Genomic DNA, 25175 nt, shown 5'->3' on the forward strand with positions numbered 1-25175 from the left:
TGCTCCTTGCTCAAGGCGCCTGCAACAACCCGGCGGCAGACTCGATCTGCTCGTCGATGTCGTGCAGGAGGTGCAGCAAAACCTCCGGCGATGCGACGAAACGCCGCCACGCCCCCTCATCGATGCACGGCACCATCGCATCGCGCTCGGGCACGACATCGAGCGCGATCACCACGGCATCCGCAACATGTACCAGCGCTGCATAGGGGTCCTGGGCGATGCGCACAGGATCCTGATGGCCTCCTATTGCCGAAACGAGAGCGGCGGGGAATCGCCAGCGCTCGGCCAGCAGTTGCCCGACCTCCAGATGATCCAGCCCGAGCACAGCGCGCTCAGCCTCATGCTGCATGCAGTCGTGCTCGCGACGCCAATCCTCGACCACCGCACACTGCGCGGGGAATGCCCTCGCCAGCAACAGCCGCCCCAGACCATGCATGAGCCCGGCGGCAAAACACACATCCGGGTTCAGGTGCGCAGCACGGCCCAGTACCTGCGCGACCACACCTGCGGCAAGGCCCTGCCGCCAGAAGCCACCCGGTTGCCCGCCCTCGCCGGGCAAGGCACTCGACAAGCTCGCAGCAATGGCCAGCGAGCGCAGCCCGCGGTAGCCAATCAGCACCAGCGCATCGCGGATCGAATGGATACGCCCCTGCATCCCGTAGAAGGACGAATTCGCGACCCGCAACAGGCGTGCGGTCAGAATCTGGTCGGTGGCGATCAGGCGCTCCAGCTGTTCGGAATCCGCATCCGCCCCATCCAGTGACTGCAGCAACTGCAACGCCACCTCAGGAAACGGCGGCGTGCCACAGCCTCCATGACGGCGTCGAGTTCGAGCGGGAAGATCGACTCAGCGCTCATCCGTCCCTCCTGTGCGCAAAGCCAGGACTACCGTCATCAGTTCGCGGGCCGCCTCCCCCGTACCTGCCACCCGGAACAGATGTTCCAGCCGTTCCTGCAGCGCAGCCTCGCGCGCGCCACGTGCTGCCGCAGACTCGGGCACCACCAGTTGCAACCGCTCCACACCACGAACACGCAAGCGCTCGAGGATCGCCTCATCAAGGGTGCAGCCTGCCGGCAGAAGGATCATGCCACTCGCGTCGCAAAGCTGGACCGCCAGGACTGCGCCGGGCTGCACCTCATCCAGGGCAAGAGTTTCGGTCTCAACGCGCTGCATGGCTCGTCTCCGGCAACAGAACGAGCAGGCGACCGATCGAGCGCGAATCGCGCCCCATCTCGCTTGCCCTGGCAACAAAGCCCTGACCACCGATCCGAACACTGCGGACCTGCGTCCCACCGACACCCAGGAGCGATTGCAACTCCGAGCTCAGGACTTCGTCATACGCCATCCCAAGCAATGGGCCCCCTGCTCCAAGCACACGCTCCGCCTCGGCGTTCGCGAACACGATCAGACGATCCATATCGACCCCGACGACAGGCAGCGGCAGTGCCTCAACCACCTCGCGCGCCACCTCGAGGGCTGCGCCATCGATGAGCAACTCGCGCTCGGTAACGGCCAGGTGCGCCTTGAGACTCTCGTTGGCGCACGCGAGCTGTTCGTTCGACAACGCCAGTTCGTGCGCGAGACGGCGATTCTCATCAGCCAGCGCCTTGTGACGGAAGGCCTCGGCAATGTTCGCCCGCAGGTGGTCGTCGTCCCATGGCTTGGTGAGGAACTTGTAGATGGCGCCCTCATTGATGGCATCGGTAACCGACTTCAACTCGGTGTATCCCGACAGCACCATGCGCACGGTATGCGGATAGGCCTTCTTGACGCTGCGCAGGAAATCAGTGCCGCTCATGCCGGGCATGCGCTGATCCGAAACCACCACATCGACATGCCGCTCGGCAAGAATCCTCAAGCCTTCCGCACCACTGTTCGCGACCAGCACCGTGTAGGGCTCCCGCCTCAGCGTGCGGCGCAACGCAGCGAGAATGTTCTCCTCGTCGTCGACCACCAGGAGACTACCTGTCGTCTCGTCCACTCTCGGCACCTCGCACACCGGCCGCAAATCAATTAAGTTATTAATCGCATATTATTTGATTGTGTCACTTTTTCCCAGATAACGAAGATAGGCCGTGACACGCTGCACACTCAGGTAATACGCATGGAAAACGGCCACCGTCACGCGAGCAGACTCAGCGCGGCCTCTCGTCACGCGCGGCGAGTCGTGCAAGCACGAGCGGAAACGCGCCGGAACCCGCCAATGCGACTGCCGTAACCAGGAAAGCGAGGCCCGCCATCGGGTCTGACAGCGCAGGATGCAGTTGCGTGCCAAAGCCGGCGAAACACAACAGCGCAGGAACGAGCGCAACTGCAGCGAGCGCGAACAACACGACCGCGCTGACCGGCACCCGCGGCCCGATCGCCTTCATCGGGTAACACGCCCCGGCAACAAGCCTTCTTCCGCAGGCTCGGCGACGGGCGCCAGCGCCTGGCTCGAAACCGGCTGGACATTGGACGCCTCACGCACCACGAAACCACAGTTCGCACCGAAGCTCCCCAGCAGCACCACCGCAGCCGTGGCCAGCAGCGTGCTTCTCAAGCGCCTTGAAACCGCATTTTCCATGGCAACTCTCCCTGGATGAACAACCGCGCCTCTTCGGAGCGCGGGCGGCTGAAGAACTCGCGGACTGCAGTATGTTCGCACACACGCCCACCGGACACAAAGACGATGTCATCGCCGAGACGGGTCGCCTGGGCCAGGTTGTGGGTCACCATCAGGATGCGCGTACCATCGGTACGGATCTCACGAATGATGCGCTCGACCTCGGCGCTCGCCGACGGATCGAGACTGGCCGTCGGTTCGTCGAGCAGCAGCAGCCGGGGCTTGGTCAGCCACGCGCGTGCGAGCCCGAGTCGTTGCTGCTCGCCCCCTGACAGGTGACGGGCACTGTCGGCGGCACGATCGGCCAGGCCCACGCGCTCGAGCATCGCCAGTGCCCGCCGCCGCCGCTCATCGGCGCGCAGACCGAGCGGCTTGAGACCCAGCGCCACGTTGTACAGTACCGAAGCACGCAACATCATCGGGCGCTGGAACACCATCATCACCCCCTGCTCCGGCCGGCGTGCGCCCTCGTCGCCCCAGGCCATGCTGCCACCGCTGGCCTCGACCAGACCGCAGATCGCCCGCAGCAATACGCTCTTGCCCGCGCCGTTGGGGCCCAGCACCAGGGTAATGCCCTCGTCGCCGAGTTCCAGGTCGATGCCGGCGAGCACCTCCCTGCCGTTGGGTCGGAAGCGCAGTCCAGAGATTCGCAGCGGAAAGATCGCCATGGCCCTGCCTAGCCGAAGCGGCGCATCGCCCAGTGGCGCAAGGCGAACGCCAGCGCGTTGAGCACGAGAATGATGACGATCAACATCAGGCCAAGCGCGATCGCCAGCGGCAGATCGCCCTTGCTGGTCTCGAGCGCAATTGCAGTGGTCATGACGCGGGTAGCACGATCGATGTTGCCGCCCACGATCATCACTGCCCCAACCTCGCTCATTGCCCGTCCCAGCCCGGCCAGCACCGCCACGACCAACGAATGGCGACAGTCATACAGCAGCGTGGTGACACTGTCCCACCACGAAAAGCGCATCAGTGCCAGCTCCTCGGCGTAGCGCTGCCACACGTCCTCGACGACCTGGCGGGCGATCGCGGCCATGAGCGGGATCACGAGCAAGGTCTGCGCAATGATCATCGCCACCGGGGTGTATAGCAGGCCGAAGCTCCCGAACGGCCCGGAGCGAGACAAAAGCAGGTACACCACCACGCCCACCACCACCGAGGGCAAGCCCATCAGGCCATTGATCAGCACGGACAGCGTACTCTTGCCGGGGAAGCGCCCCACCGCGATACAGGCGCCGAGCGGCAGTCCGATCAGGGTGCCCAGCACGACCGCCCCGCCGCTCACCTGAAGCGAAAGCAGCACGATCTCGGCCACCGCATGGTCGAAGGTGGCCAGCAGTGCCAGGGCATCGGAGAAGGTGGTGGCAAAAACGGACATCGGCAGGGAGCATACCCGAAACGCGGCACAGGCCTGAACGCTGGCGCGGTCGGGCGCGCTGTGTCGCGATCAGCCGCCGCCTTTCTGCATCGCCCGATCAAGACGTTCGAGCAGGGCGCGGCGCGCGGGCTCGGTCCCGGCGCCGAAGCGATAACGCACGATCAGCTGCGGCAGCTCCAGCAGGCCGAGACGGCGCAGGCCAGCGGGCTCGATCTCGATCGCGAGATGCTGCGTCCCATCCTGCAGCCCGAAGGCCGAGGCGTCGGCGCCGCCCTGTACCTGCGGCCAGGCCTGGCGCAGGTCGCGCTCGAATTCACGCGGCGTCGCGGTGACCCGGCGCTCGAAGGACTCGGGCACCGGGCCGTTGATGAAAGCCACCGTTCAGCCGCCGGCGATCGGCGGCCAGATCGCGAGTTCGTCACCTTCGGCCAGGCGCCGGCGGGCGCGCTCGGCCGGCGGCACGAAGTGGCCGTTGACCAGCACCAGGTGGGCGCTGCGCTCGGGCACGCGGTAGCGGTGGATCATGTCCGCCACCGTTGTGCCCTCGTCCACCTCGAGCTCCAGCCGGTTGCCGCGGTGGCCGTCGGGCAGGTAGTCGGACAAGGACGCAAACAGCTTGAAGGCGATGCGAATCGTCACCCGGGTCTGCATTCGCCCCCCCTCAGCGCGCAAGCGCCATCGGCTGCTGGCTGCACGCCACGTAGGCGTCGACGAAGGCCAGCGGGCTGGCAAGCAGACGGTCCTTCCAGTCTCCGAGCTTCACCTGACCGTGGATCAAGCCACGCAGCGCGCCCACATGCTGGGTGAGACCGATCGAGGTGGCGCCGATCAGCACGTCGTCCTTGAACTGCAGGCTCAGGTAGCGGTAGCGCGCCTCATCGACCAACTCGACACCGCTGCCACCGGCGTCCGACTGCTCGCCCCACCACTGCCCGAAGGACGAGGAAATCAGGCCCAGCGTGTCGAGCACGTTGATCGCCAGCACACCGTTGAGCTTTGTATCCCTGGCGGCGGCTGCGCGCGCCATGTTCATCGCCGCGATGCGCGCCTGGTCGGCGGCATTGGGCTGGATGGCGGCGACCAGGTGCGCACCGGTGAAGAGATCCGGCGCCTCGGCCACGTCCCCCGCGGCGAAGATGCCGGGCACGCTCGTCTCCATGCGCTCATCGACCAGCACGCCCTTGGCGACATGCACCGGAGTGTCCTCCAGGAAGCCGACATTGGGCGCAACCCCCGCGGCCACGATGACCAGGTCGCAGTCGAGGCGATCGCCCGTCGACAGCGTCACCACGAGCGGCGCATCGCTCGCCGCGTCGCCCCCGCGATCGATACGCTGCACGCCCGCAGAGGTGACGACCCGGATGCCCTTCTCCTCGACCCAGCGCTTTATCATGCCGCCGGCCTTGGGTGTCATCATGCGCGGCACCATGCGGTCGCCCATCTCCACCACGGTGAGCTGCACGCCGCGCTTGGCCAGCGCCTCCATGATGATGCAGCCGATGAAGCCAGCGCCGAGCTGCAGCACGCGCGCGCCCGGTTTGGCCAGCGCGGCGATCGCACGGGCGTCGGCCAGCGTCCAGCAGGTCTGCACCTCGGGCAGGTCCACACCGGGGATGGGCGGCCGCACCGGGTGCGAGCCGGTGGCAATGAGCAGGCGGTCGTAGCTTTCGAAGTGGCCGTCGTCGAACAGCACGGTGCGCTTGTCAGTGTTGAGCGCCACCGCACGCCCGCGCAGCTGGCCGATGCGCAGGCGCTCGAAGTGGTCCGCACCCTTGCGCAGATACGTGCCCGCCTCGTCGATGTTGCCTTCGAGCAAATAGGGGATGGCCATGCGCGAGTATGGGGGCGCGTCCTCGTGACCGACCATCAGGATGTCGTCGGTGGGCGCGGCCTTGCGCAGGGCTTCGGCGGCAACAACCCCCGCGGGACCATTACCGAGAATCAGGTGTTTCATTTGGGAACCCTCGAACGAAGCACGGGCGCCCTCGAGGGCGCCCGCGTACGCTTACACGATCACAAGCCCAGGCGTGCCCGCGTCTCGGCGGTCGGCTGGCCCTCGGGCGTCCACCCGCGCACCTGATAGTACTCGGGCAGCATCTTCGCCAAGCCGTTGACCAGGCCCTTTGCCGGACCGGTCTTGGCCGGTTCCTGCGTGAGGCGCGGCGGCAGGTTGTCGTCCTTCGCGGTGAAACCGGCGGCATTGTTGAACATGCGCTCCATGTTCCAGATGCGCTCGCCCACCTCGTTCAGCTTCTCCATGCTCCAGTCGCCCTCGCAGGCGGCAGCGACCTGCGGCTGCACGTCGGCCAGGGTCCACGCGAAGCTGGTGAACACGCAGATGCCGGCCGAATCGAACACCGCCGTGGCGTCCTGGAAGGCCTTCACCAGCTCGGGCTTGCCGTCGGTCGTGAGCGGGTCGGTCTTGACCGGAATGCCGAGCACTTCGGAGGCAACCGTATAGCCGCGCAGGTGGCAGGCGCCACGGTTGGAGGTGGCGTAAGCCAGGCCCATGCCCTGGATGCCGCGCGAATCGTAGGCCGGGAATTCCTGCCCCTTCACGCTCATCGACAGCTCGGGGCGGCCGTACTTCTCGCACAGGCGCTTGCTGCCCAGGCCAAGCTCCTTGCCAAAGCCCTCGCCCACCGCCGTCATCTCCACCATCTTCGCCAGTGCTTCGGCCGAGCCGAAGGGCGCCGAGATGCCGATCTTCTCGTCGTTGAGGATGCCCAGCTCGTAGAGCTCCATCGCCGCACCCACGGTGGCGCCGAAGGAGATCGGGTCCATGCCCTGCTCGTTGCAGATCAGGTTGGCATACTGCAGCGCCTCGAGGTCGCCAACGCCATTGGCCGCACCGAGCGCCCACGCGGCTTCGTACTCCAGGCCGCCGGAGGCGCCCCAGTACTTCGGGCTGTTCTTGACCGTGAAGTGGCCCTTGTCGATCTCCGAGATGCGACCGCAGGCGATGGTGCAGCCGAAGCATGCAGCATTGGTGACGAGGTGGGTCTTGCCGTCCGATTCGCGCTTCTCGTGCATGGCCTCGGCGGAGATCTTCGAGGCATCCTCGAACTGCACGTCGCGGTGGTTGCGGGTGGGCAGCGCACCGATCTCGTTGATGACGTTCATCAGCACCTGCGTGCCGTACTTGGGCAGGCCCTGGCCGGTGACCGCGTTGTCGGCAAGCACCTTCTTGGCGTCATTGGTGGCTTTCAGGAAAGCGCCGAAATCCTTGATCCCCGCCACCCCCTTGGTGCCGCGGATGGCCACCGCCTTGAGGTTCTTCGACCCCATCACCGCACCCACGCCTGAACGGCCGGCTGCGCGATGCAGGTCATTGACCACACAGGCGTAAAGCACCTGGTTCTCGCCCGCCTTGCCGATCGAGGAGATGCGCACCAGCGGATCCTGCAGCGCCTCCTTGATCTGCTCCTCGGTCTCCCAGCAGCTCTTGCCCCACAGGCCCGAAGCATCGCGCAGTTCGGCCTTGTCGTTCTCGATGTAGAGCCACACCGGCTTGGCAGAGCGCCCTTCGAAGATCACCATGTCCCAGCCGGCGAACTTCATCTCGGCGCCGAAGAAGCCGCCCGAGTTCGAACAGGCAATGGCGCCCGTGAGCGGGCCCTTGGTGACGACGGTGTAGCGCCCTCCGGTCGAGGCCATGGTGCCGGTGAGCGGCCCGGTGGCCATGATCATCTTGTTGTCCGGCGACAGCGGATCGACCCTGGGATCGATCTCGGACACCAGATACTTGGTGGCGAGGCCGCGCGAGCCGAGGTATTCGTCGGCCCACTGCATGTTCAGCGCTTCTTCGGTACAGGTCCCTGCGGTGAGGTTCACGCGCAGGACTTTGCGATTCCATCCCATGACGCATCCTCCTCAGGCTGCGGCCGAAGCCGGGGTGTTGGCCTTCGCGGCCCAGGCGCGCATCTTGTCGATACCGGTCCAGTCGGCATCGACATAGGTGATGGCGCCGGTCGGACAGGCGCTGGCACAGGCGGGGTTGCCCTCGCACAGGTCGCACTTCTGTACCTTGCCTGAGTCCTGGTTGTAATTGATGGTGCCGAACGGGCAGGCGATGGTGCATACCTTGCACCCCACACAGGTGTCCTCGAAGACCATCTTGGCGCCGGTTGCCAGGTCGATGCGGATCGCATCGACCGGACAGGCGTTCAGACACCAGGCTTCGGTGCACTGCGTACAGGTGTAGGGCACCTTGCGGCCCTCGTGTTCGAAGTTGAACACCTTGATGCGCGACTTGCTCGGATTGATGACCCCGGTGTGCTCGTACGAACAGGCCATCTCGCATTGCAGACAGCCGGTGCACTTGGCGGGATCAATGTGCAGTGCCTTCCACATCGATCGTCTCCTCATTCGTTGTTGGTCGTGGTCATCGGCCTGGAGGCTGCCGAGCCACCCACAAGCAACTCGGGAACCGAGTCGCCTATGCAGCTACGAGCATATGTCGTGCCAGACGAAGGTCAACCCGGGATTACCCTCCTGCCGCCTGCCGCGCCCCCGCACGTCCGAGCTTGCGGTAAAGGCGGTTGCGACTGACGCCCAAGGTGCGTGCCGCAGCCGACAGGTTCCCGCCCACCTCCCGCATCACTCGCTCGATGAGTTCGACCTCGAGCTGATCGAGCCTGCGCGCGCCGGGTTCGAGCGCGGCCAGGCCACCAGCCGTCGCCGCCACTGCCGGCGGCATGCCGGGGCCAGGCCCCTGCGGGGATGGCTTTGCGTCATCTACCGGGTCGGCCAGGAACAGGTCTTCGGGCAGATGGGAAGGCAGGATTTCGTCCTCGTCGGGGTCGAGCAGCGCAACCGCAACCCGGATCACGTTGTGCAGTTGCCGGACATTGCCCGGCCAGGCATAGCGTTCGATGAAGCGCATGACGTCATCGCCGATACTCAGCTCGCCACGCCCGGCCTCGGCAGCCTCCAGCCGCAGCAGACGGTCCACGATGCAGCGGATGTCGCTGCGCTCGCGCAGCGGCGGCAGCGCCACCGTCAGGCTGTTGACCCGGTAATAGAGATCCTCGCGGAACTCCCCGCGCGCCACGGCATCGCGCAGCACCCGGTGCGTGGCACAGACAAGCGAGATATCGACCGGGATCGACTTCAACGAGCCGACCGGCGTCACGCAGCGTTCCTGCAGCACGCGCAGCAGGCGCGCCTGCATGCCCAGGGGCATGTCGCCGATCTCATCGAGGAAGAGCGTACCGCCGTGGGCCTGCTGGATCTTGCCGATCGAGCCTTCCTTGCGCGCGCCGGTGAAGGCGCCGCCCACATAGCCGAAGAGCTCCGACTCGATCAGGGATTCGGGGACCGCCGCACAGTTGAGGGCGACAAAAGCCCCGCTGGCGCGCGGTCCGCTGTTGTGGAACGCAGTGGCGAACAACTCCTTGCCCACGCCCGACTCGCCCTGGATGAGCAGGGGAATGTCCTTGCCGAGGATGCGCCGCGCCCGGTCGACCGCACGCGCGATCCCGGCGTCGCCGGTGGCCAGCGTCTCGAGCACGATCCTGCCCTTGTCAGCAGGCGCCCGATTGCCCCCAGCCTCCGCAAGCACGGCCGGGCGCCCCCCATCGGCCGCTGCCGGCGCGTCCATGGCCGACCTGACGTGCGCCCTCATCGAGCGCAGCTGGACATAGAGATCGGAGCCATCGCGCAGATTGAGCCGGACCAGGGCATCGCTCGAACTGCGGACGCGGTCGGCGATCTTGCCCAGCCCCTGGCGGAACAGTTCGGCAAAGGTACCACCGGTCCCGGTTTCCAGCCGCCGGTGGATCCACTCGCGTGCAATCGAGTTCGCACCCACGACCATGCCATCGGCGGTGACCGCGATGAGCCCCTCCTGCAGGCTGCCGACGTACTCCGGACGCTCATGGAAGGCAACCAGGATCTCGTTGGCGAACTCGGTCTCGAACAGGCGCCGTTCGATCAGCTGCACCGACAGACGCACCAGCCCGAGCGAGTGGCGCTGGTGTGCCCGCTGGTCGCACGAGACATCGAGCACGCCCGCCAAGGTACCGCGCGGATCGAGAATGGGCGCAGCCGTGCAGGACAGGAAGGCGTTGTGATCGAGGAAGTGCTCGCCACCGAGCACGACCGTAGGCGCACTGGCCGCAATGGTGGTACCGATCGCATTGGTGCCACGCGCGGCCTCGCTCCAGCATGCCCCGGGCTGCAGCGCGACGCGACTGGCCTTATCCACGAACTCGGCATCGCCCAGGCTATGCACGATCGTTCCGCGCGCATCGGACAGGATCACCAGGCTGCCCGAGGCGCGGATCTGCTCGAATACATGCTCCATAACGCCGCTGGCGTGTTCTACCAGGCGGGCGCTGCGGTCGCGCGCCTCGGCGAGCCGCAACCGGTCCGCATGGTCCCTCGCCTCACTGGACGCACGATCGAGACCCAAGTCGCGACAACGCACCCAGGAATCCACGATCTGCTCCGGGACACCGTCCTCGGGCAGAACCCCCTCTTCAAAGAACTGGCTGCGCGCCCGCTGCAGGCGATACTCGCGCGCCACCGGCTGCGCCAGCGCATGCTCTGTTGCCATCACGTCTCCTCCGGGCCGCCTTGCCGGAACAACCGACAGGCCGCCATCTTTTCTAGTGCTTCGGTTCGAAACGTAGCATTTGATTCGCTTCGAAACAAATCGACTGCTCCGTTTGCCCGAATGTAAGCACAAAGCCTGCCAGCACCTCGCAGCCGACCTCACCCCACAAGCCGTCCAGACTCCTGGCTCAGACCCCTTCGAGCATTGGGTGGCACGGCGATTGCAGTGCAAGACTTGTCCGGAGGCACCGGAAACACGCACCCAATCGAACCACGCACAAGAGGATACACAAGGTGAAGACACGTACCTTGAAGGAGACACTGATCAACCGTTTCGCACTTGGCGCGGCAAGCCTTGGCATCGTTGCCGCGGCAACGCTGGCACACGCACATGGCGACGTGGTGCCGCAGGCGGTCGATACCAGTTCATTGCCGCAACTGGGCGAACAATGGGTCGAGAAGAACCCCTACCGCGGCAACGCCGACGCGATCCGCATCGGCGACTCGGCCTTCAACCAGAACTGCGCACGCTGTCACGGCCTGGGCGCGGTATCGGGCGGCATCGCGCCCGACCTGCGCTACCTCGAGCACGACGACTACATGGACGAGTTCTACATCGGCAAGGTCCGCAACGGCGTCACTCGCAACGGTGCGGTATACATGCCGCCGTTCGAAGGTATCCTGTCGCAGGAAGCCATGTGGGCCATCCGTGCCTGGCTGGAGACGGTCTATGAGCAACAATGAGCGCCGACGCTTTCTGCGCGCCGCGGGGGCCCTGGCCCTCGCGGGCCTGATCCCGCCCGCCACCGCGGCAGCTGCCGAGCTCGAACTGCAGCAGCCCGGCACCCTGAGGGTGGCGGTTTACGCAAACTTCCCGCCCTATTCGTCTGCAGGCAAGGGTGTCGACATCGCGCTCGGTCGTGCGCTTGCCGAGCACCTCGGCCTGCAGCCGCAGATTGTCGAGTTCCCGGCCGACGAGGACATGAAGGACGACCTGCGCAACATGGTGTGGCGCGGGCACTATCTCGGCACCAAGCCGGGCGACGTGATGCTGCACGTACCGGTCGACAACCACTTCGCGACCATCAACCCGCAGGTACGCATCTTCGGTCCCTATCACCTCGAGACACTGGCGATGGCGCGCCTGCCCGAGCGCGTACCGCAGCCGTCGAATTCGGTCGCTGAGACTTTCGAAGTCTTCACCACGGAGAAGATCGGCGTCGAACTCGACACCCACTCGAGCGACTTCCTGCTCCATATCCTGGATGGCCGCCTGCAGCCCAACATCGTGCACTTCCCCAGCCTCGCCGCAGCAGTCGAGGCCATGCGCCGCGGCGAGATTGCGGCTGCAATGGGCACGCGTACCGAACTCGAGGGCGCCATCGGCGGCGGCGGCGACATCGCGCTCGACCCCCTCGGGATGCCCGAACTGCGCATCAGGCCATGGCCGCTCGGCATGGCCGTGAAGAAGGACAGCGGCCAGCTTGCCGACGCCCTGTCGAACGCACTGGCCGAACTGCAGCGCTCGGGAACGCTGGCCAGAATCTTCGCCGACCACGGCCTCACCCACCGCCTGCCCTGAACAGCGGGCCTATCGGCCCCTGCTCCATTGCTCCGCTGCGGAACAAATGCTCCGCAGCGGAGCATCTGTTCGACTTACTCGATGTAGTGCCCGACGCCGATCAGCGAACGGCCTTCACGGCGCACATACGAGCGCTTGTTTTCCACCGCATTGGTCACCGGATTGCGCCAGACGTAATCGACCGTCGCCTCTTCGGCATCCTTGAGCTTGGAGATCATCTCCGCCACCAAGGCATTGCCGGCTGCATCATGCAAGCCCAGTGCATCGGTGTCCGACAGGGCCGGATTCATGCCCATGGCCTCGAAGCGACCGCTGTCCATGTTGATCATGAACACGTAGAGATCGTTCTTCACGAACTCGCCACGCCGGTCGTTGAAGGCTGCTGCCGCACGCGCATGGCCTTGTTCCTTGGCCAGCTTGGCCGCACGCTCCAGCATCGCGCGGGCATCGTCTGCACCGGCGCGCGGTGCGGAGTAGCCAACGCCGACGACGTAGTTGCCCACCTTGCGCACGTAGCTCACCTTGGGCTCGACCTTGTTGGTCACCCTGTTCAGCCACATGTAGCGCACCGTCCCTTCCTGGTTCACCCGCGTGGTGTCGATCATCTCGCGGAACAGGGGGTTACCGGCCGCGTCGGTGGTGTTGAGCACGGTCAGCCCCACCAGCGCCTCGGGCGCAGCACCACTGGCGTGATAGACCCCCTTGTCGTCGATCACGAAGACATAGAGATCCTTGCGCACGAACTTGCCCGTGCGGTCATTGAAGGCCGCGAAGGCTGCCTCGGCGCCGTTCTGCTCCATGTAGCCGACCGCCTGCTCGAACATCGCCCGCGCCTCGCGCGGCGTCGCGCGTTCGCCTGCGTGGACGGCCGTTGTGACACCGGCGGCACACAATACCGCCACCATCAACCGAGAGATCCTTGGGTCATTCATCTTCATCATTCCATCCTTGCAAGGTGCGGATATTCAAGGGGCAACAATCCCGATTGCCAAATTGCAAGAAACAGGCCCGCGGGCAGACGCCTCAGCGAGGCTTCACACCGGGCATGTGGAGCATCCGGCATGGAGCATCTGTTGCGGTTCGGCACGTATCGGTCAGGCCCGCAACTGCTCTCCCAGACTCACCAGGCCATGCCTCACGGCAAGGTGGAGCAGCCTGAAGTCGTTCTCGGCGCCAAGTTTCTGGCGGACTGCCGACAGATGGTTGAGCACGGTCTTCTGGCTCAGGTGCATCGACTCGGCAATGCTTGCAACCGGGTCGCCACTGGCTACGAAGCGCAGCACCTCGAACTCCCGCGGCGTGAGGCGCTCGAGCATCACCTCCGAATCGAAGGCTGCGGTCATGGTCGAGTGCGCCAGCCCCTCGGCAAGGACGCGCCGCCCCGAATGCACCGCGCGCACGGCGGCCATCAGCTCATCGGGGGCGCAATTCTTGGTCAGGTAGCCGAGCGCACCGGCACGGATCGCCTGGCGCACGAAGCCGGGCTCGTCGTACATCGACAGCACCAGCACGCGAACACTGCGATCGCGCTGGAGGATGCGCGCAATCGCATCGATACCGCTCGCACCGCGCAGGCTCAGATCGACCAGCGCGACATCGATCTCGTGCGTCCGCAGGCAGGCACAAGCCTCATCCGCCCCGGACACATCGCAGACCACCTTCATGTCGGGCTCGGCATCGAACATCCGCCGATACCCCGTGCGCACCAGCGCGTGGTCATCCAGCAACATCAATCGGATCATGTCTCCCCTCCTCCAATCCAGCGACAGGCAGCCGCAGGCGCAACGCGAGCCCGCCTGCACGCCCCTTCTCGAATACCAGCTCGCCACCGGCGATGCGTGCGCGCTCTCGCATGCCAAGCACTCCACCCGATGACCTCGACAGCTGCTCCTCGGTGCAGCCGCGGCCATCGTCCTCGATGCGCAGCGCCACGAAGGCGCCGGCGACGGCAAGCTCGACATCCACATGCGTCGCCTCTCCATGCCGATGCGCATTGGTCAGCGCCTCCTGCACCGTGCGATAGATGGACAGCGCCGCCACCTCGGGCAGGGCCGGCAGCGCTGTCGGCAACCGGGCGAAAATCGCCGCAGTACCCTGACGCCCCTGCCAGAAATCGAGCAGGTCGTTGAGCGCTTCCAGCAGGCCAAGCTCATCGAGGCCATGCGGCCGCAGGCGCTTGAGGATGCCCGACACTTGGCCCGAGACCGTCGCCACGCCCTCGCGGATCTCACGCCCGCAGTCGGCGATCGCCTCGCGCTCAGCCGTCCCCGCATGGCGCTCGATGTAGGCCGCTGCAAGACCAAGCGCCGCCAGGGTCTGGCCGATCTCGTCATGCAGCTCGCGCGCCAATGCCCGGCGCTCCGCCTCCTGGACCTGGATCAGCCGTCGCCCCATCTGCCGCTCGGCCTCGCGCGCCAGTGCCAGTTCGTGCGCGATCGACTCCATCGTTCGCGCGATACGGTCGAACTCGCGCAGCTCGAAGGCCGGCAGCGTGCGCGGAGTCTCATCGAGCAGGCCAACCAGCCCTCGCTCCAGCTCCACCCCCGGGCGCAGGGCCAAACCGACGGTGCGCCAGGCGGCGAAACCGGCCACGAACACGAACAGCACGAAGAGCCCGAGCATGCGCGCAGACTCTGCAAGGATCTCGCTCGTCTCGCTCGCCGGATCGGGCTTGATGACCACCGTCGCACCGTCGATCCGGATGCGCTGTTCGGCAAGGTCGAACACCGCGTGCGGAAGGACAGCTGCAAGCCAGCGCGGCACGCCTCCAGCCGCCGCCTCCTGCGCAACAGGCTCTCCGTCGCGCTCGAGCGTGACCGCCAGATGTCTCATACCGCCCTCGGCAATCAGGGACTCCACGCGCGCCAGGCGATGCTCGCCGGCATCGGACATCGCGAGCATCAGGTCGACGAGTCGGGACGAAGCGTCCACCTCCTCGAGGACGTCCTCACGCAATGCGAGCGCGATCAGCACGCAGGCCAGCACGATCAAGAGCACGAAGTACCCGACCAAGCCGCCAACCAGCCTCGCCCGCAGATCCATTCCGCCTTCTCCCATGCTCCTTAGCTGCCTCGGGCTACGCAAGTCACATGCCAGCTCGGGAAAAACTCCCGGCTTCATCGGGAAGACCGCCCGGGCGATCGACGCCCCCGGCCCGCAGACTTGGCTCCGCAATGGCGCAGGCGGTCTGCGCCACATAGCAATAAAACAGGAGACGCCAACAAATGACTCGCACGCATTTTCCAACCCCCGTCCTGCGCCCGCTGCGGATGGCCGCTCTCGCGGCCTCGCTCGCCGTCGCCTTTCCGGCGTCGAGCCTGGCAGCAAGCACCGTCACCTGGGACGACATCGTCCGCGACCACGAGACGACGAGCGACGTGCTCACCTACGGGCTCGGCCTGAAGGCCCAGCGCTATTCGCCGCTGACCCACGTCAACACCAAGAACGTCGCCGGCCTGGTACCGGCGTGGTCGTTCTCCTTCGGCGGCGAAAAGCAGCGCGGCCAGGAAGCCCAGGCCCTGGTGCATGACGGCGTGCTCTACGTCACCGCCTCGTACTCCCGCCTGTTCGCGATCGATGCCCGCACCGGCAGGCAACTGTGGAGCTACGAGCACCGCCTGCCCGACGACATCCGCCCCTGCTGCGACGTCGTCAACCGGGGCGCAGTCATCTTCGGCGACAAGATCTTCTTCGGCACCCTCGATGCGGCGATCGTCGCGCTCGACAAGAAGACCGGCAAGGTCGCCTGGCGCAAGAAGTTCGGCGACCACAAGGTCGGCTACACCATGACCGGCGCACCCACGATCGCGCGTGACAAGGAGTCCGGTCGCGTCATGCTGATCCACGGCGACTCGGGCGACGAGTTCGGCGTAATCGGCCACGTCTACGCCCGCGACCCGGACACTGGCGAGGAGATCTGGAAGCGCCCGATGGTCGAAGGCCACATGGGCACGCTGAACGGCAAGCCCAGCACGCCGACCGGCGACCCGAAGGCCCCCTCCTGGCCCAACGACCCGACGCGCGAGACTGGCAAGGTCGAAGCCTGGAGCCATGGCGGCGGTGCCCCCTGGCAGAGCGCAAGCTTCGATGTCGACACCAACACCATCGTGATCGGCGCCGGCAACCCGGCACCCTGGAACACCTGGGCGCGCACCCCCCCGGGCGACGACCCGCGCAACTGGGACAGCCTGTTTACCTCCGGCCAGGCCTACGTCGATGCGGCCACCGGCGAACTCAAGGGCTTCTATCAGCACACCCCGAACGACGCCTGGGACTTCTCCGGCAACAACGAGATCATCCTCTTCGAATACAAGGACCCGAAGACCGGCAAGCAAGTCAAGGCCGGCGCGCATGCGGACCGCAACGGCTTCTTCTTCGTCACCGACCGCGAGAAACTCGCGGCCCGAGCCGACCACCCGAACAAGCCCACCGCCCTCATCAACGCCTGGCCGTTCGTCGACGGCATCACCTGGGCCTCGGGCTTCGACCTGAGCACCGGCAAGCCGATCGAAAAGGGCAATCGCCCGCCGCCGGTCGCAGAGGGCCAGGAAAAGGGCGAGACCGTGTTCGTTTCGCCCCCCTTCCTCGGCGGCAAGAACTGGAACCCCATGGCCTACAGCCCCGACAGCGGCCTGTTCTACATCCCCGGCAACCACTGGGCGATGGACTACTGGACCGAGAAGGTGCACTACAAGGCCGGCTCGGCCTACCTTGGCCAAGGCTTCCGCATCAAGCGCCTGTTCGACGACCACGTCGGCATCCTGCGCGCCATCGACCCGCTGACCGGCAAGATCGCCTGGGAGCACAAGGAAACCTTCCCGCTCTGGGCCGGAACGCTCACCACCGGCGGCGGCCTCCTCTTCACCGGCACCTCCGACGGCTATGTGAAGGCCTTCGACAAGCGTAGCGGCAAGGAGCTGTGGAAGTTCCAGACCGGCTCGGGCATCGTCTCCAGCCCGATCACCTGGGAGATGGACGGCGAGCAGTACATCGCGATCCAGTCCGGCTACGGCGGCGCCGTTCCGCTCTGGGGCGGCGACATGGCCGAGCTCACCAAGCAGGTCACGCAGGGCGGCAGCGTCTGGGTGTTCAAGCTGCCCAAGCAGGTGGCAAGCCGCTGAGGCACTGAAGCGGCAGACCGGTCGCGGGCCAGCCTCCTCCCTGGCCCGCGACACCTCACGGATGAACACACCATGAACACGTTCCACACCTGCTATCGGCACGCCCTGCGCTTGCTTCTCGGCTGTGCGGTGCTGCCGGGCGCCCTCATGTCATCGAGCGCTCAGGCCGGACCGGAGCCGGTCCACGAGATCAATGGCTGCGGCATCTGGCCCTACACCCGCTGCCCGGGTGCGGACCTGCGCCATGCCGACCTGGTCGGGCGCAATCTTGCCGGCGCAGACCTGCGCGGAGCCAATCTGGTCCGCGCCGATCTGCGCGGCGCCAATCTCGCGGGCGCGAACCTCGATGGCGCAGATCTCAGCGGCGCCCGCCTCAACAAGGTGAACGCCCCGGTCGCCTCCTTCGTCGGTGCGCGCTTCGTGGGCGCCGATCTCGAAGCGGCACGGCTGATGCGCTCCGACTTCACCAATGCCGACCTGAGCGCCGCGCGACTCGAGATCGCGCGCGCCAACCACGCACGCTTCCGCGGCGCACGCCTGGTCGGCGCCGATCTTCAGGAGGCCAAGTTCCAGAGCGCCGAACTGGACGACGCCGACCTCGACGGCGCGTTGACACGCTTCACCAATTTCAACGAAACCTACATGAAGGGGTGCAACAAATGCCCGCACGACTGGTGAAGACAGGCGGCTGGGCGCACACGCTCCGATTGATCGCCACCCTCTCGGTCGCGGCCCTGGCCGCCTGCGCGACGCCGCCGCAACGGCAGGCCACGGACGAGCCCAAGGCCGAGCGCATCAACCCCCTGCGCGGTCAGGCAGAGGCAATCGCCAGCGGCGAGAAGCACTACGCTCGGCATTGCGCGAGCTGTCATGGCGAAGGCGCCACCAAGCCCGGGCCGGCCGCCGACCTGCGCAACATCGGCCGTACCTGCCGGCGCTTGACGGACCCCGGGCTCCAGCAGCGCTGCCATCTGGACGCAGACGTCTATTTCCTGAAGACGGTCGAGGAAGGCAAGCTCAGGCTCGGCATCCGTCACATGCCGGCCTGGAAGGACCTGATCTCCACCGAAGAGGCGTGGGCAATCCAGGCCTTCATCGAGACGCGCCCGCGATGACGCCCGCAACCCATGCGACGACTGGGCAACGCTCCCGAGTCCGTCCGCCGCAGCGTTCACGGCAAAAGCCCGGCGGCTTGCGCCGCCGGGCTTCTCACCGGCAATGGGAAACGGCCTGCAGCTCAGTTCTTGTGCAGCTTGAACACCCAGACCATGCCACCCTGCTCGAGGAAGTTCACACGCTTGGCAACGTCACCACCCCACAGCGGCACGGCGCCGCCCCAGCCCGACACCACGGCGACGTACTGCTCGCCGTTGTCGTCCCAGGTGACCGGCGGGGCGATCACGCCAGAGCCCGTCTGGAACTGCCAGACTTCCTCGCCGGTCTTGGCGTTGACCGCCTTCAGGTAGCCCTCGGGCGTGCCGTAGAACACCAGGTTGCCGCCGGTGGTCAGCACACCGCCCCACAGCGGCGCGTTGTTCTTCACTTCCCACACGATCTTGCCGTTCACCGGATCGACCGCGCGCATGGCGCCAATGTAGTCCTCGTACAGCGGCTTGATGGTGAAGCCTGCGCCCAGGTAGGCAGCGCCGCGCTTATAGCTCACCGGCTCGTTCCAGATGTCCATGCCCCACTCGTTGGAGGGCACATAGAACAGGCCGGTGTCCGGGCTGAACGCCATCGGCATCTGGTTCTTGCCACCCAGGAAGGACGGCGCGTTGAACACCACCTCGCCCTTGCCGGCATCCTTCACGCTATCCAGGAAGGGGTTGCCGGGGCGCTTCTCGTCGTTCCAGATCGGGCGACCGGTCTCCATGTCGATGCCCTTGGCCCAGTCGATCTGGGTCACGAAGGGGAAGGCATTGAGCAGCTTGCCGGTGGCGCGGTCATTGACGAAGAAGAAGCCGTTGCGGTCGGCCTTGCCGCCCGCCTTGACCAGCTTGCCAGTCTTCGGGTCGTTGTACTCGAACGAGATGAATTCGTTCACACCGTCATAGTCCCAGCCGTCGTGCGGGGTGCTCTGGTAATGCCAGACGATCTTGCCGGTATCGGGGTTGATGGCCACCGTCGCCGCAGAGTAGAGGTTGTCGCCCGGACGCAGCCACGAGTTCCACGGCGCCGGGTTACCGGTACCCATGAAGATCAGGTTGACGTCAGGGTCGTAGTAGGCCGCCTGCCAGGTGGCGGCGCCACCGGTCTTCCACAGATCGCCCGGCCAGGTCGCGTTGACCGTGCCCGACACCCCGTTCTCGATCGCCTTGCCATCCTTGTCGTAGGTGTAGCCCATGTGGCCCTCGACCACCGGACGCATCCAGATCATCTTGCCGGTGAGCGGGTCACGGGCCTCGACGCGTCCCATCACGCCGAACTCGCCGCCCGACACGCCGGTGATCAGCTTGCCCTTGACGATCTGCGGCGCCGCGGTCATCGAGTAGCCGGCCTTGTAGTCGTCGATCTTCTCGCGCCAGACCACGCGGCCAGTGTCCTTGTTGAGCGCCACGAGCTGGGCGTCGAGCGTGCCGAAGATCACCAGGTCGCCATAGATCGCCGCACCGCGGTTGATCACGTCGCAGCAGGGCATGATGCCTTCGGGCAGACGGTGCTCGTACTTCCACAGCTTCGCGCCGGTCTTGACGTCGAGCGCGTAGATCCGGCTGTACGACCCGGTGACGAACATCTTGCCGTCATGGATCAGCGGCTGCGACTGCTGGCCGCGCTGCTTCTCGCCACCGAAGGAGAAAGCCCAGGTCGGCACCAGATTGCGCACCGTCTCGGGATTGATCTGCTTGAGCGGGCTGTAGCGCTGACCCTTGGTACCCAGGCCGTGCGTGACGATCTGGTGGGTCAACTCCGCATCCTTCAGGATGTCCTCGTCGGTCACGCCCTTGGCCTGTGCGCTACCGATGCCCGCCAGCGCCACGGTCAGCGCGGTCAGCATCACGGGTAGGGCACGCTGGCGCTTGATTTTGCTCATCATCGACTCCTCCTTGGTGTCTCTCGGACGTATGGTTTATTGATCCACTTCTTCTCCGGCACGGACCCGGACCGGACACATGGACAACTGCAATCGCCATGCCAGCATCGGGGAGGCTCCAAATCACGCGCTCCGGTGTTCCAGCGCCTGCCCAGGCAGCAACGCCGGATGTAACACTTGGGCACAATCGTTGCGCTTCGGAACAGCCCTGCACGCAGCCGGCTGGAGCAGCGCTGCGGCAAAACGCCAGATCAACCGCCCCCGACGACATGAGCGGAGCTTGGCATGACGTTTGCTGCCCGACAGGCACAAAACACGCAACGGGGCGGCCCGGACACCTTCCGGCGCCGCACCCATGCAACGAGGAGACCGCATGATCCGCCACACCCTTGTTCTTGCCGGCCTGTTGTGGGCAGGTACGTTCGCACTCGGCCTGCCATACGCTGTCGCCGCCCCCGCAGGCGAGCAGACGGCGAATGACCCGCTCAACTCACCACGCTGGGGAGACATGGCAAAGGCCTTCTTCGACGGACAGGAGGTCGTGTTCGACCCGCGCATCAGCGTCAGCGGCCCGCTGGTGGCAGAAGATTCGCTCAATGTGCCGATCACGGTCGATGCCAGCGCGCTGCCCGGCGTGGAAGAGATGATCGTCTTCGCCGACTTCAACCCGATTCTCAAGGCCTTGCGCTTCGAGCCCGGTGCCGCACAGGCGCGGCTCGGCTTCCGCCTCAAGCTGCAGCAATCCTCCCCGGTGAGGGTCGCCGCACGCACGGTGGACGGTGTCTGGCGGGTGGGCGGCGCCTGGGTCACTGCAACCGGCGGCGGCTGCACCCTGCCCTCGGTCGGCTCCGGCTCGCCGGAATGGCAGGAACGCCTCAACGAGGTCAGCGGCCGGTTGTGGGCGCGCATCGATGGCGGCGAGCGCCTGCGCATGCGCGTCATCCACCCCATGGACACCGGGCTCGCGGCCGGCATTCCGGCCTTCCACATCGAGGACATCGTGATCAGCGACGAAAACGGCCGCATCCTCAGCCGCATTCAGCCGCTCGAGCCGGTGTCCGAGAACCCCAGCTTCACCATCGACCTGGCCGAGGCGGCAAGCGGCGGAAGGCTCCACGTGAGCGGCCGCGACAACAACGGCAACCGCATCGATGCATGGGTGACACGATGAGGCACCCTCTTTCGTTCGCCGGCCTGCTGCTGGCCCTGCTCATCGCGCTGCCGCTCGCTGCCCAGCAGCGCAGCAGTTTCGACTACGGCCTCGTCGCACAGGAGATCGCCCCCGGCGCCTACGTCATCGTCGGCCTGCGCGAGGACTTCTCCTTCGACAACGGCGGCAACATCGTCAACACCGGCTTCATCGTCGGCCGCAGCGGGGTCATCGTCATCGATACCGGCCCGTCGCGGCGCTATGGCGAACAGATGCTGGCTGCCATCCGCGCGGTGACGCCGCTACCCGTCGTGCTCACGCTCAACACCCACCACCACCCGGACCACTTCCTCGGCAACCAGGCCTTCCCGCAGGACACGCTCGCTGCACTGCCCGAGACGATCGCCGGCATCCGCAGCGAGGGCGAAGGCTTCAACGACAACATGTATCGTCTCAATGGCGACTGGATGCGCGACACCGAAGTGGTCATTCCCACCCGCGCCCTGAGCGCGGGCAGGCAAGACATCGGCGGGCGTGATGTCGAGTTCCTCGCCCTCGGCGGGCACACGGCGGCGGACCTCGTCGTGGTCGACCACGACAGCGGCACGGTGTACGCCGCCGACCTGCTGTTCAATGGCCGCGCCCCGACCACGCCACATGCCGACATTCCGCGCTGGATCGCCGCGCTAGAGCAGCTTGCGCGCCTGCCAGCCCGCCTTTGGGTGCCCGGCCACGGCGACGTCAGCGCCAGCCTCGCCCCCGTGCACGAGACCCGCGACTACCTCGAATGGCTGGCCGGCACGATGCGCGATGCGGCCGAGGCCGGAATGGACATGACCGAAGTCTTCGCGCTCGACATCCCCGCCCGCTTTGCCCAGCTTGCCCTCGTCGACACCGAGTTCCGCCGCTCCGTGGTGCACCTGTTCCCGGCAGCGGAACAGGCCGCCCTGAGCGGCGGCCGGCGCGACTGAGGCGCCGGCGTCAACGCGCATGGCCGGCGTCGAGCGCTTCGAGCCTGCGCGCAGCCTCCGCGTCTCCCGCGCCTGCCGCAAGGGAAAGCCAATGCCGGGCCTGCTCGAGGTCGGCTGCAACAAGGCGGCCGTCGAGATGCAGCAACCCCAGGCGGTACTGCGCCTTCACCGAACCCGCCTCGGCACCACGCCGATAGCGCTCCAGTGCAAGCGCAGCATCCTTCGGTTCGCCCAGTCCGTCCTCGGCCAGGATACCGAGATTGAACCAGGCCTCGGCCACGCCGCGCTCGGCGAGCGCCTGCCAGATGCGGCGCGCGCTGTCGTAGTCGGCCATCTTGAACTCGGCATAGGCCTTGTAAAGGCCGATGCTCGGACGCTCGACGAGTTCGGCAAGCTCTGCCTCCCCGACCGCATGTACGACAGAGGACTGGAGCAGCAGCGCCAGGGCAAGACTGGTTCTTGAACGCATTTACTTCGTCTCCGGGCGAAGAAGGCCACATACGTCAGAAGCAACAAACGCACCTGGAGCAAGAACTTGCCCGACCTGCACAACTCGCCGCCTGCCAGCGCCACAGCAAGCCTGCTCCGGGTCGCACGCCTTGCCATGGCGCTTGCCGTGCTCACCCCGGGCCTGGCCGCATGCGCAGACGGCAATGCCGAGGGTATCGTCACCCGCCATTTCGTTGCTGTCGAGTTCACCGATGCACGAGAGGCACTCGCCGAAGCCATCGCCAACGAGGGCATTGCACGGCCGGTCGAGAGTCATTTCGCCCGCATGCTCGATCGCACCGCGGCCGACCTCGGCCACGCACACGGACTCTATGCAGAGGCCGAGATCCTCACCTTCTGCAGCGCGCCGGTCGCCGCTGCGCTGGTGACCGAGGCAAGGGAGCACATCGCGCTCTGCCCACTGTCGATCGCCGTATACACCTTGCGAGAGGGCGAGGCCGCGGCCGTCCTTGCTTACCGTCCGCCTTCGCTGCACGGCGCAGGCGGAGACGCCGCGCGCGCGCTCATGCAGCGCATTGTCTCACGCACTGCTCGACTGCTAGGGCAGGAGTGAGCCTTCGCAAGCAGCGTCCTTGGCGCCGAACACGCACACCAGAGAGGATCGTCCCGGAATGAACTCCATGAACAAGACCTATCCGAATCCCTTCGTGGCATCGCACTGGCTACTCGCCCTTCTCGTCATCGCCGCTGCGGCGCTGGGCTGGTACATGGTCGACATCCCGCAGAGGACACCCGAGCGCGCCTACTTCTTCAACCTTCACAAGTCGTTCGGCCTGCTTGCGCTCATCATGATCCTGTTGCTGACGATGCTGCGCAGGCGGTTCTCGCCATCGCCGCTGCCGGCAACGCTCCCGCCCTGGCAGCACCGCGCGGCTACCTGGGGCCACCTTGCGATGTACCTGCTGTTGCTGGGCTCGGCGTTGAGCGGATATGTGGGAACGAACTTCTCACGCTGGGGAATAGACTTCTTCGGGCTCTTCTCGCTGCCCTCATGGGGTCCCGAAAATCGCGAGGCCTACCAATTCCTGAAGATCGTCCATGTCTGGACCACGAACCTGCTTGCCGCCCTGGTCGCCCTTCATGTGGCAGCCGTCATCAAGCACGCCGTTCACGGCGAGGGTGTATTGAGGCGCATGTGGTTCCGGCATCCCGTCCCCGAGCGCTCGGCCGACGCGGAATGAGATGGCAAAAAGCCGGCTGGCCGACACCGAACTTCAGCTCATGCGCCCGAGCTTGCGATAAAGCGTGTTGCGGCTCACGCCCAGCCTGCGTGCAGCGGCCGAGACATTGCCCTTGACTTCCTGCATGACCTTGGCGATCGCTTCGAGCTCGAGTTCATCCAGGCTGCGCGCAACACCGGGCTCGCTCGGCGGCAACACGCCCTCGCTCGGCGCAGGTGACGCGCCGCCATGCTGGGTGGGAACGAACGGCTCGGGTCCGAACAGCTCCTCGGGCAGATGAACCGACTCGATCTCGTCCTCATCATCCTCCAGCAGCGCCGCCGAGACCCGGATCACGCTGTGCAGCTGCCTGATGTTGCCCGGCCAAGGGTAGGTCTCGAAGAAGCGCCGCACCTCGGCGCTGATCGAGATCGCCTCGCGCCCCGAGTCCTGCGCCTCGGCACGCAGCAAGCGGTCAACCAGCGTGCCGACATCGCTACGCTCGCGCAGCGGCGGCAAGGTCACCGTCAGGCCATTGACGCGGTAGTACAGATCCTCGCGAAACTCACCATTCGCCACCGCATCACGCAGCACGCGGTGAGTCGCGCAAACCAGCGAGATATCGACCGGAATCGCCTTCATGCCCCCGACCGGGGTGACGCTGCGTTCCTGCAGCACGCGCAGCAAACGCGTCTGCATGGCCAGCGGCATGTCACCGATCTCGTCCAGGAACAGCGTCCCCCCATGGGCCTGCTGCACCTTGCCAACCGCGCCCTCGCGCCGCGCGCCGGTGAACGCACCGCCAACGTAGCCGAACAGCTCGGACTCGATCAGGTGCTCGGGAATGGCCGCGCAGTTGAGCGGTACGAAGGGGCCGTCCGCTCTCGCGCTCGAGTTGTGGAAAGCGCGCGCAAACAACTCCTTGCCGACACCGGACTCGCCCTGGATCAGCAGCGGAATGTCCTTGCCGCCAATCCGCCGGGCGCGGTCGATCGCCCGCTGCAGGCGCTCGTCGCCGGTCGCCAGCGACTCGAGCGTCGGCCCTGCCGCCTCGCTGCGCTCGGCCGCACGCGCCGCCGGCGCTGCCCCGGCCTGGGCGCGCAAGC

At 66.2% G+C, this 25175-nt stretch carries 28 protein-coding genes; 9 read left to right on the forward strand and 19 right to left on the reverse strand.

Going from position 1 to position 25175, the window contains the following annotated elements; all coding sequences use genetic code 11:
* Window positions 1-10 precede the first annotated feature (10 nt).
* From B447_RS01765 to B447_RS01820, 13 genes are all read right to left on the reverse strand, one after another.
* Window positions 11-772, reverse strand: coding sequence for an HDOD domain-containing protein (locus tag B447_RS01765; protein ID WP_157384615.1), 762 nt, complete (start codon window positions 770-772; stop codon window positions 11-13).
* Window positions 773-847: 75 nt separating this feature from the next.
* Window positions 848-1174 carry a hypothetical protein gene (locus B447_RS01770; protein ID WP_002935913.1) on the reverse strand — a complete coding sequence of 109 codons (327 nt, stop codon included), beginning with the start codon at window positions 1172-1174 and terminating at the stop codon, window positions 848-850.
* On the reverse strand, window positions 1161-1982 hold the full coding sequence (locus B447_RS01775; protein ID WP_232431433.1) for a response regulator: 822 nt from the start codon (window positions 1980-1982) through the stop codon (window positions 1161-1163). The genes B447_RS01770 and B447_RS01775 overlap by 14 nt, the downstream gene beginning before the upstream one ends.
* A 154-nt stretch (window positions 1983-2136) precedes the next feature.
* Complete coding sequence (locus tag B447_RS01780; RefSeq protein ID WP_002935914.1) at window positions 2137-2373, reverse strand: hypothetical protein; 237 nt, start codon at window positions 2371-2373, stop codon at window positions 2137-2139.
* On the reverse strand, window positions 2370-2567 hold the full coding sequence (locus B447_RS22475) for a hypothetical protein (protein ID WP_157384616.1): 198 nt from the start codon (window positions 2565-2567) through the stop codon (window positions 2370-2372). The genes B447_RS01780 and B447_RS22475 overlap by 4 nt, the downstream gene beginning before the upstream one ends.
* Complete coding sequence (locus tag B447_RS01785) at window positions 2540-3274, reverse strand: ABC transporter ATP-binding protein (RefSeq protein WP_002923569.1); 735 nt, start codon at window positions 3272-3274, stop codon at window positions 2540-2542. Before B447_RS01785 ends, B447_RS22475 begins: the two co-directional genes overlap by 28 nt.
* A gap of 8 nt (window positions 3275-3282) precedes the next feature.
* Window positions 3283-3987, reverse strand: coding sequence for an ABC transporter permease (locus B447_RS01790; RefSeq protein WP_002935919.1), 705 nt, complete (start codon window positions 3985-3987; stop codon window positions 3283-3285).
* Window positions 3988-4056: 69 nt separating this feature from the next.
* Complete coding sequence (locus B447_RS01795) at window positions 4057-4365, reverse strand: hypothetical protein (protein ID WP_002923565.1); 309 nt, start codon at window positions 4363-4365, stop codon at window positions 4057-4059.
* 3 nt (window positions 4366-4368) lie between these two features.
* Window positions 4369-4638 (reverse strand): sulfur carrier protein ThiS, encoded by a 270-nt coding sequence (gene thiS / locus B447_RS01800; RefSeq protein WP_002935920.1) that lies wholly within the window; start codon window positions 4636-4638, stop codon window positions 4369-4371.
* Window positions 4639-4648: 10 nt separating this feature from the next.
* Window positions 4649-5941 carry an NAD(P)/FAD-dependent oxidoreductase gene (locus B447_RS01805; protein WP_002935921.1) on the reverse strand — a complete coding sequence of 431 codons (1293 nt, stop codon included), beginning with the start codon at window positions 5939-5941 and terminating at the stop codon, window positions 4649-4651.
* 59 nt (window positions 5942-6000) lie between these two features.
* On the reverse strand, window positions 6001-7848 hold the full coding sequence (locus B447_RS01810) for an aldehyde ferredoxin oxidoreductase family protein (RefSeq protein WP_002935928.1): 1848 nt from the start codon (window positions 7846-7848) through the stop codon (window positions 6001-6003).
* Window positions 7849-7860: 12 nt separating this feature from the next.
* Window positions 7861-8340: a 4Fe-4S dicluster domain-containing protein gene (locus B447_RS01815; protein ID WP_002935931.1), complete on the reverse strand. Its 480-nt coding sequence runs from the start codon at window positions 8338-8340 to the stop codon at window positions 7861-7863.
* Between the two features lie 133 nt (window positions 8341-8473).
* Window positions 8474-10546, reverse strand: coding sequence for a sigma-54-dependent Fis family transcriptional regulator (locus B447_RS01820; protein WP_002935933.1), 2073 nt, complete (start codon window positions 10544-10546; stop codon window positions 8474-8476).
* A gap of 293 nt (window positions 10547-10839) precedes the next feature.
* Between B447_RS01820 and pedF the strand changes: the two genes are divergently transcribed.
* Both pedF and B447_RS01830 read left to right on the forward strand, forming a co-directional pair.
* The gene (gene pedF / locus B447_RS01825) at window positions 10840-11289 is read left to right on the forward strand and encodes a cytochrome c-550 PedF (protein ID WP_002923553.1); all 450 of its coding nucleotides are present in this window, start codon (window positions 10840-10842) and stop codon (window positions 11287-11289) included.
* Entirely contained in the window at window positions 11276-12127 is an 852-nt protein-coding gene (locus tag B447_RS01830) for a substrate-binding periplasmic protein (RefSeq protein WP_002935936.1), read from the forward strand. Before pedF ends, B447_RS01830 begins: the two co-directional genes overlap by 14 nt.
* Before the next feature lie 74 nt (window positions 12128-12201).
* Here B447_RS01830 and B447_RS01835 read toward each other — a convergent pair whose 3' ends face one another.
* From B447_RS01835 to B447_RS01845, 3 genes are all read right to left on the reverse strand, one after another.
* On the reverse strand, window positions 12202-13032 hold the full coding sequence (locus B447_RS01835; protein WP_002935937.1) for a cache domain-containing protein: 831 nt from the start codon (window positions 13030-13032) through the stop codon (window positions 12202-12204).
* Between the two features lie 189 nt (window positions 13033-13221).
* Window positions 13222-13869 (reverse strand): response regulator, encoded by a 648-nt coding sequence (locus tag B447_RS01840; RefSeq protein ID WP_232431436.1) that lies wholly within the window; start codon window positions 13867-13869, stop codon window positions 13222-13224.
* Window positions 13844-15169 (reverse strand): sensor histidine kinase, encoded by a 1326-nt coding sequence (locus B447_RS01845; RefSeq protein WP_002935941.1) that lies wholly within the window; start codon window positions 15167-15169, stop codon window positions 13844-13846. The genes B447_RS01840 and B447_RS01845 overlap by 26 nt, the downstream gene beginning before the upstream one ends.
* 182 nt (window positions 15170-15351) lie before the next feature.
* On the opposite strand from B447_RS01845, the gene B447_RS01850 reads away from it, so the two are divergent.
* The 3 genes from B447_RS01850 to B447_RS01860 all read left to right on the forward strand — a co-directional run bounded on the left by B447_RS01850 (window position 15352) and on the right by B447_RS01860 (window position 18362).
* The gene (locus B447_RS01850; RefSeq protein ID WP_002923543.1) at window positions 15352-17247 is read left to right on the forward strand and encodes a methanol/ethanol family PQQ-dependent dehydrogenase; all 1896 of its coding nucleotides are present in this window, start codon (window positions 15352-15354) and stop codon (window positions 17245-17247) included.
* 72 nt (window positions 17248-17319) lie between these two features.
* Window positions 17320-17925 (forward strand): pentapeptide repeat-containing protein, encoded by a 606-nt coding sequence (locus B447_RS01855; protein WP_002935943.1) that lies wholly within the window; start codon window positions 17320-17322, stop codon window positions 17923-17925.
* On the forward strand, window positions 17907-18362 hold the full coding sequence (locus B447_RS01860; protein ID WP_002935946.1) for a c-type cytochrome: 456 nt from the start codon (window positions 17907-17909) through the stop codon (window positions 18360-18362). Before B447_RS01855 ends, B447_RS01860 begins: the two co-directional genes overlap by 19 nt.
* Before the next feature lie 122 nt (window positions 18363-18484).
* Here B447_RS01860 and B447_RS01865 read toward each other — a convergent pair whose 3' ends face one another.
* Complete coding sequence (locus B447_RS01865; protein ID WP_002935949.1) at window positions 18485-20278, reverse strand: methanol/ethanol family PQQ-dependent dehydrogenase; 1794 nt, start codon at window positions 20276-20278, stop codon at window positions 18485-18487.
* A 373-nt stretch (window positions 20279-20651) separates the two neighbouring features.
* Here B447_RS01865 and B447_RS01870 point away from each other — a divergent pair, with 373 nt between their 5' ends.
* Window positions 20652-21449: a quinoprotein dehydrogenase-associated SoxYZ-like carrier gene (locus B447_RS01870; protein ID WP_002935951.1), complete on the forward strand. Its 798-nt coding sequence runs from the start codon at window positions 20652-20654 to the stop codon at window positions 21447-21449.
* A complete protein-coding gene (locus B447_RS01875) occupies window positions 21446-22399 on the forward strand; it encodes a quinoprotein relay system zinc metallohydrolase 1 (protein WP_002935952.1) in 954 nt (317 codons plus the stop codon). Before B447_RS01870 ends, B447_RS01875 begins: the two co-directional genes overlap by 4 nt.
* A 10-nt stretch (window positions 22400-22409) precedes the next feature.
* Here the strand turns inward: B447_RS01875 and B447_RS01880 are convergent, their stop codons facing one another.
* On the reverse strand, window positions 22410-22868 hold the full coding sequence (locus B447_RS01880) for a tetratricopeptide repeat protein (RefSeq protein WP_002923529.1): 459 nt from the start codon (window positions 22866-22868) through the stop codon (window positions 22410-22412).
* A gap of 66 nt (window positions 22869-22934) precedes the next feature.
* On the opposite strand from B447_RS01880, the gene B447_RS01885 reads away from it, so the two are divergent.
* A complete protein-coding gene (locus B447_RS01885; RefSeq protein ID WP_002935960.1) occupies window positions 22935-23462 on the forward strand; it encodes a DUF302 domain-containing protein in 528 nt (175 codons plus the stop codon).
* A gap of 58 nt (window positions 23463-23520) precedes the next feature.
* Entirely contained in the window at window positions 23521-24090 is a 570-nt protein-coding gene (locus tag B447_RS01890) for a cytochrome b (protein ID WP_002935970.1), read from the forward strand.
* A 33-nt stretch (window positions 24091-24123) separates the two neighbouring features.
* Here the strand turns inward: B447_RS01890 and B447_RS01895 are convergent.
* Window positions 24124-25175: sigma-54-dependent Fis family transcriptional regulator (locus B447_RS01895; RefSeq protein ID WP_232431437.1), on the reverse strand; the 1052-nt coding region annotated here is incomplete at its 5' end.

Source organism: Thauera sp. 27 (genome assembly GCF_000310125.2).
GTDB classification, from domain to species: domain Bacteria; phylum Pseudomonadota; class Gammaproteobacteria; order Burkholderiales; family Rhodocyclaceae; genus Thauera; species Thauera mechernichensis.

Excerpts from the sequence above, each read along its gene's own strand:
- B447_RS01770 (WP_002935913.1), bottom strand. The coding sequence starts at position 1,174 with ATGCAGCGCGTTGAGACCGAAACTCTTGCCCTGGATGAGGTGCAGCCC.
- B447_RS01780 (WP_002935914.1), bottom strand. The coding sequence starts at position 2,373 with ATGAAGGCGATCGGGCCGCGGGTGCCGGTCAGCGCGGTCGTGTTGTTC.
- B447_RS22475 (WP_157384616.1), bottom strand. The coding sequence starts at position 2,567 with ATGGAAAATGCGGTTTCAAGGCGCTTGAGAAGCACGCTGCTGGCCACG.
- B447_RS01785 (WP_002923569.1), bottom strand. The coding sequence starts at position 3,274 with ATGGCGATCTTTCCGCTGCGAATCTCTGGACTGCGCTTCCGACCCAAC.
- B447_RS01790 (WP_002935919.1), bottom strand. The coding sequence starts at position 3,987 with ATGTCCGTTTTTGCCACCACCTTCTCCGATGCCCTGGCACTGCTGGCC.
- thiS (WP_002935920.1), bottom strand. The coding sequence starts at position 4,638 with ATGCAGACCCGGGTGACGATTCGCATCGCCTTCAAGCTGTTTGCGTCC.
- B447_RS01805 (WP_002935921.1), bottom strand. The coding sequence starts at position 5,941 with ATGAAACACCTGATTCTCGGTAATGGTCCCGCGGGGGTTGTTGCCGCC.
- B447_RS01810 (WP_002935928.1), bottom strand. The coding sequence starts at position 7,848 with ATGGGATGGAATCGCAAAGTCCTGCGCGTGAACCTCACCGCAGGGACC.
- B447_RS01815 (WP_002935931.1), bottom strand. The coding sequence starts at position 8,340 with ATGTGGAAGGCACTGCACATTGATCCCGCCAAGTGCACCGGCTGTCTG.
- B447_RS01820 (WP_002935933.1), bottom strand. The coding sequence starts at position 10,546 with ATGGCAACAGAGCATGCGCTGGCGCAGCCGGTGGCGCGCGAGTATCGC.
- B447_RS01830 (WP_002935936.1), top strand. The coding sequence starts at position 11,276 with ATGAGCAACAATGAGCGCCGACGCTTTCTGCGCGCCGCGGGGGCCCTG.
- B447_RS01835 (WP_002935937.1), bottom strand. The coding sequence starts at position 13,032 with ATGGTGGCGGTATTGTGTGCCGCCGGTGTCACAACGGCCGTCCACGCA.
- B447_RS01840 (WP_232431436.1), bottom strand. The coding sequence starts at position 13,869 with ATGATCCGATTGATGTTGCTGGATGACCACGCGCTGGTGCGCACGGGG.
- B447_RS01845 (WP_002935941.1), bottom strand. The coding sequence starts at position 15,169 with ATGGATCTGCGGGCGAGGCTGGTTGGCGGCTTGGTCGGGTACTTCGTG.
- B447_RS01850 (WP_002923543.1), top strand. The coding sequence starts at position 15,352 with ATGACTCGCACGCATTTTCCAACCCCCGTCCTGCGCCCGCTGCGGATG.
- B447_RS01855 (WP_002935943.1), top strand. The coding sequence starts at position 17,320 with ATGAACACGTTCCACACCTGCTATCGGCACGCCCTGCGCTTGCTTCTC.
- B447_RS01860 (WP_002935946.1), top strand. The coding sequence starts at position 17,907 with ATGCCCGCACGACTGGTGAAGACAGGCGGCTGGGCGCACACGCTCCGA.
- B447_RS01865 (WP_002935949.1), bottom strand. The coding sequence starts at position 20,278 with ATGAGCAAAATCAAGCGCCAGCGTGCCCTACCCGTGATGCTGACCGCG.
- B447_RS01870 (WP_002935951.1), top strand. The coding sequence starts at position 20,652 with ATGATCCGCCACACCCTTGTTCTTGCCGGCCTGTTGTGGGCAGGTACG.
- B447_RS01875 (WP_002935952.1), top strand. The coding sequence starts at position 21,446 with ATGAGGCACCCTCTTTCGTTCGCCGGCCTGCTGCTGGCCCTGCTCATC.
- B447_RS01880 (WP_002923529.1), bottom strand. The coding sequence starts at position 22,868 with ATGCGTTCAAGAACCAGTCTTGCCCTGGCGCTGCTGCTCCAGTCCTCT.
- B447_RS01890 (WP_002935970.1), top strand. The coding sequence starts at position 23,521 with ATGAACTCCATGAACAAGACCTATCCGAATCCCTTCGTGGCATCGCAC.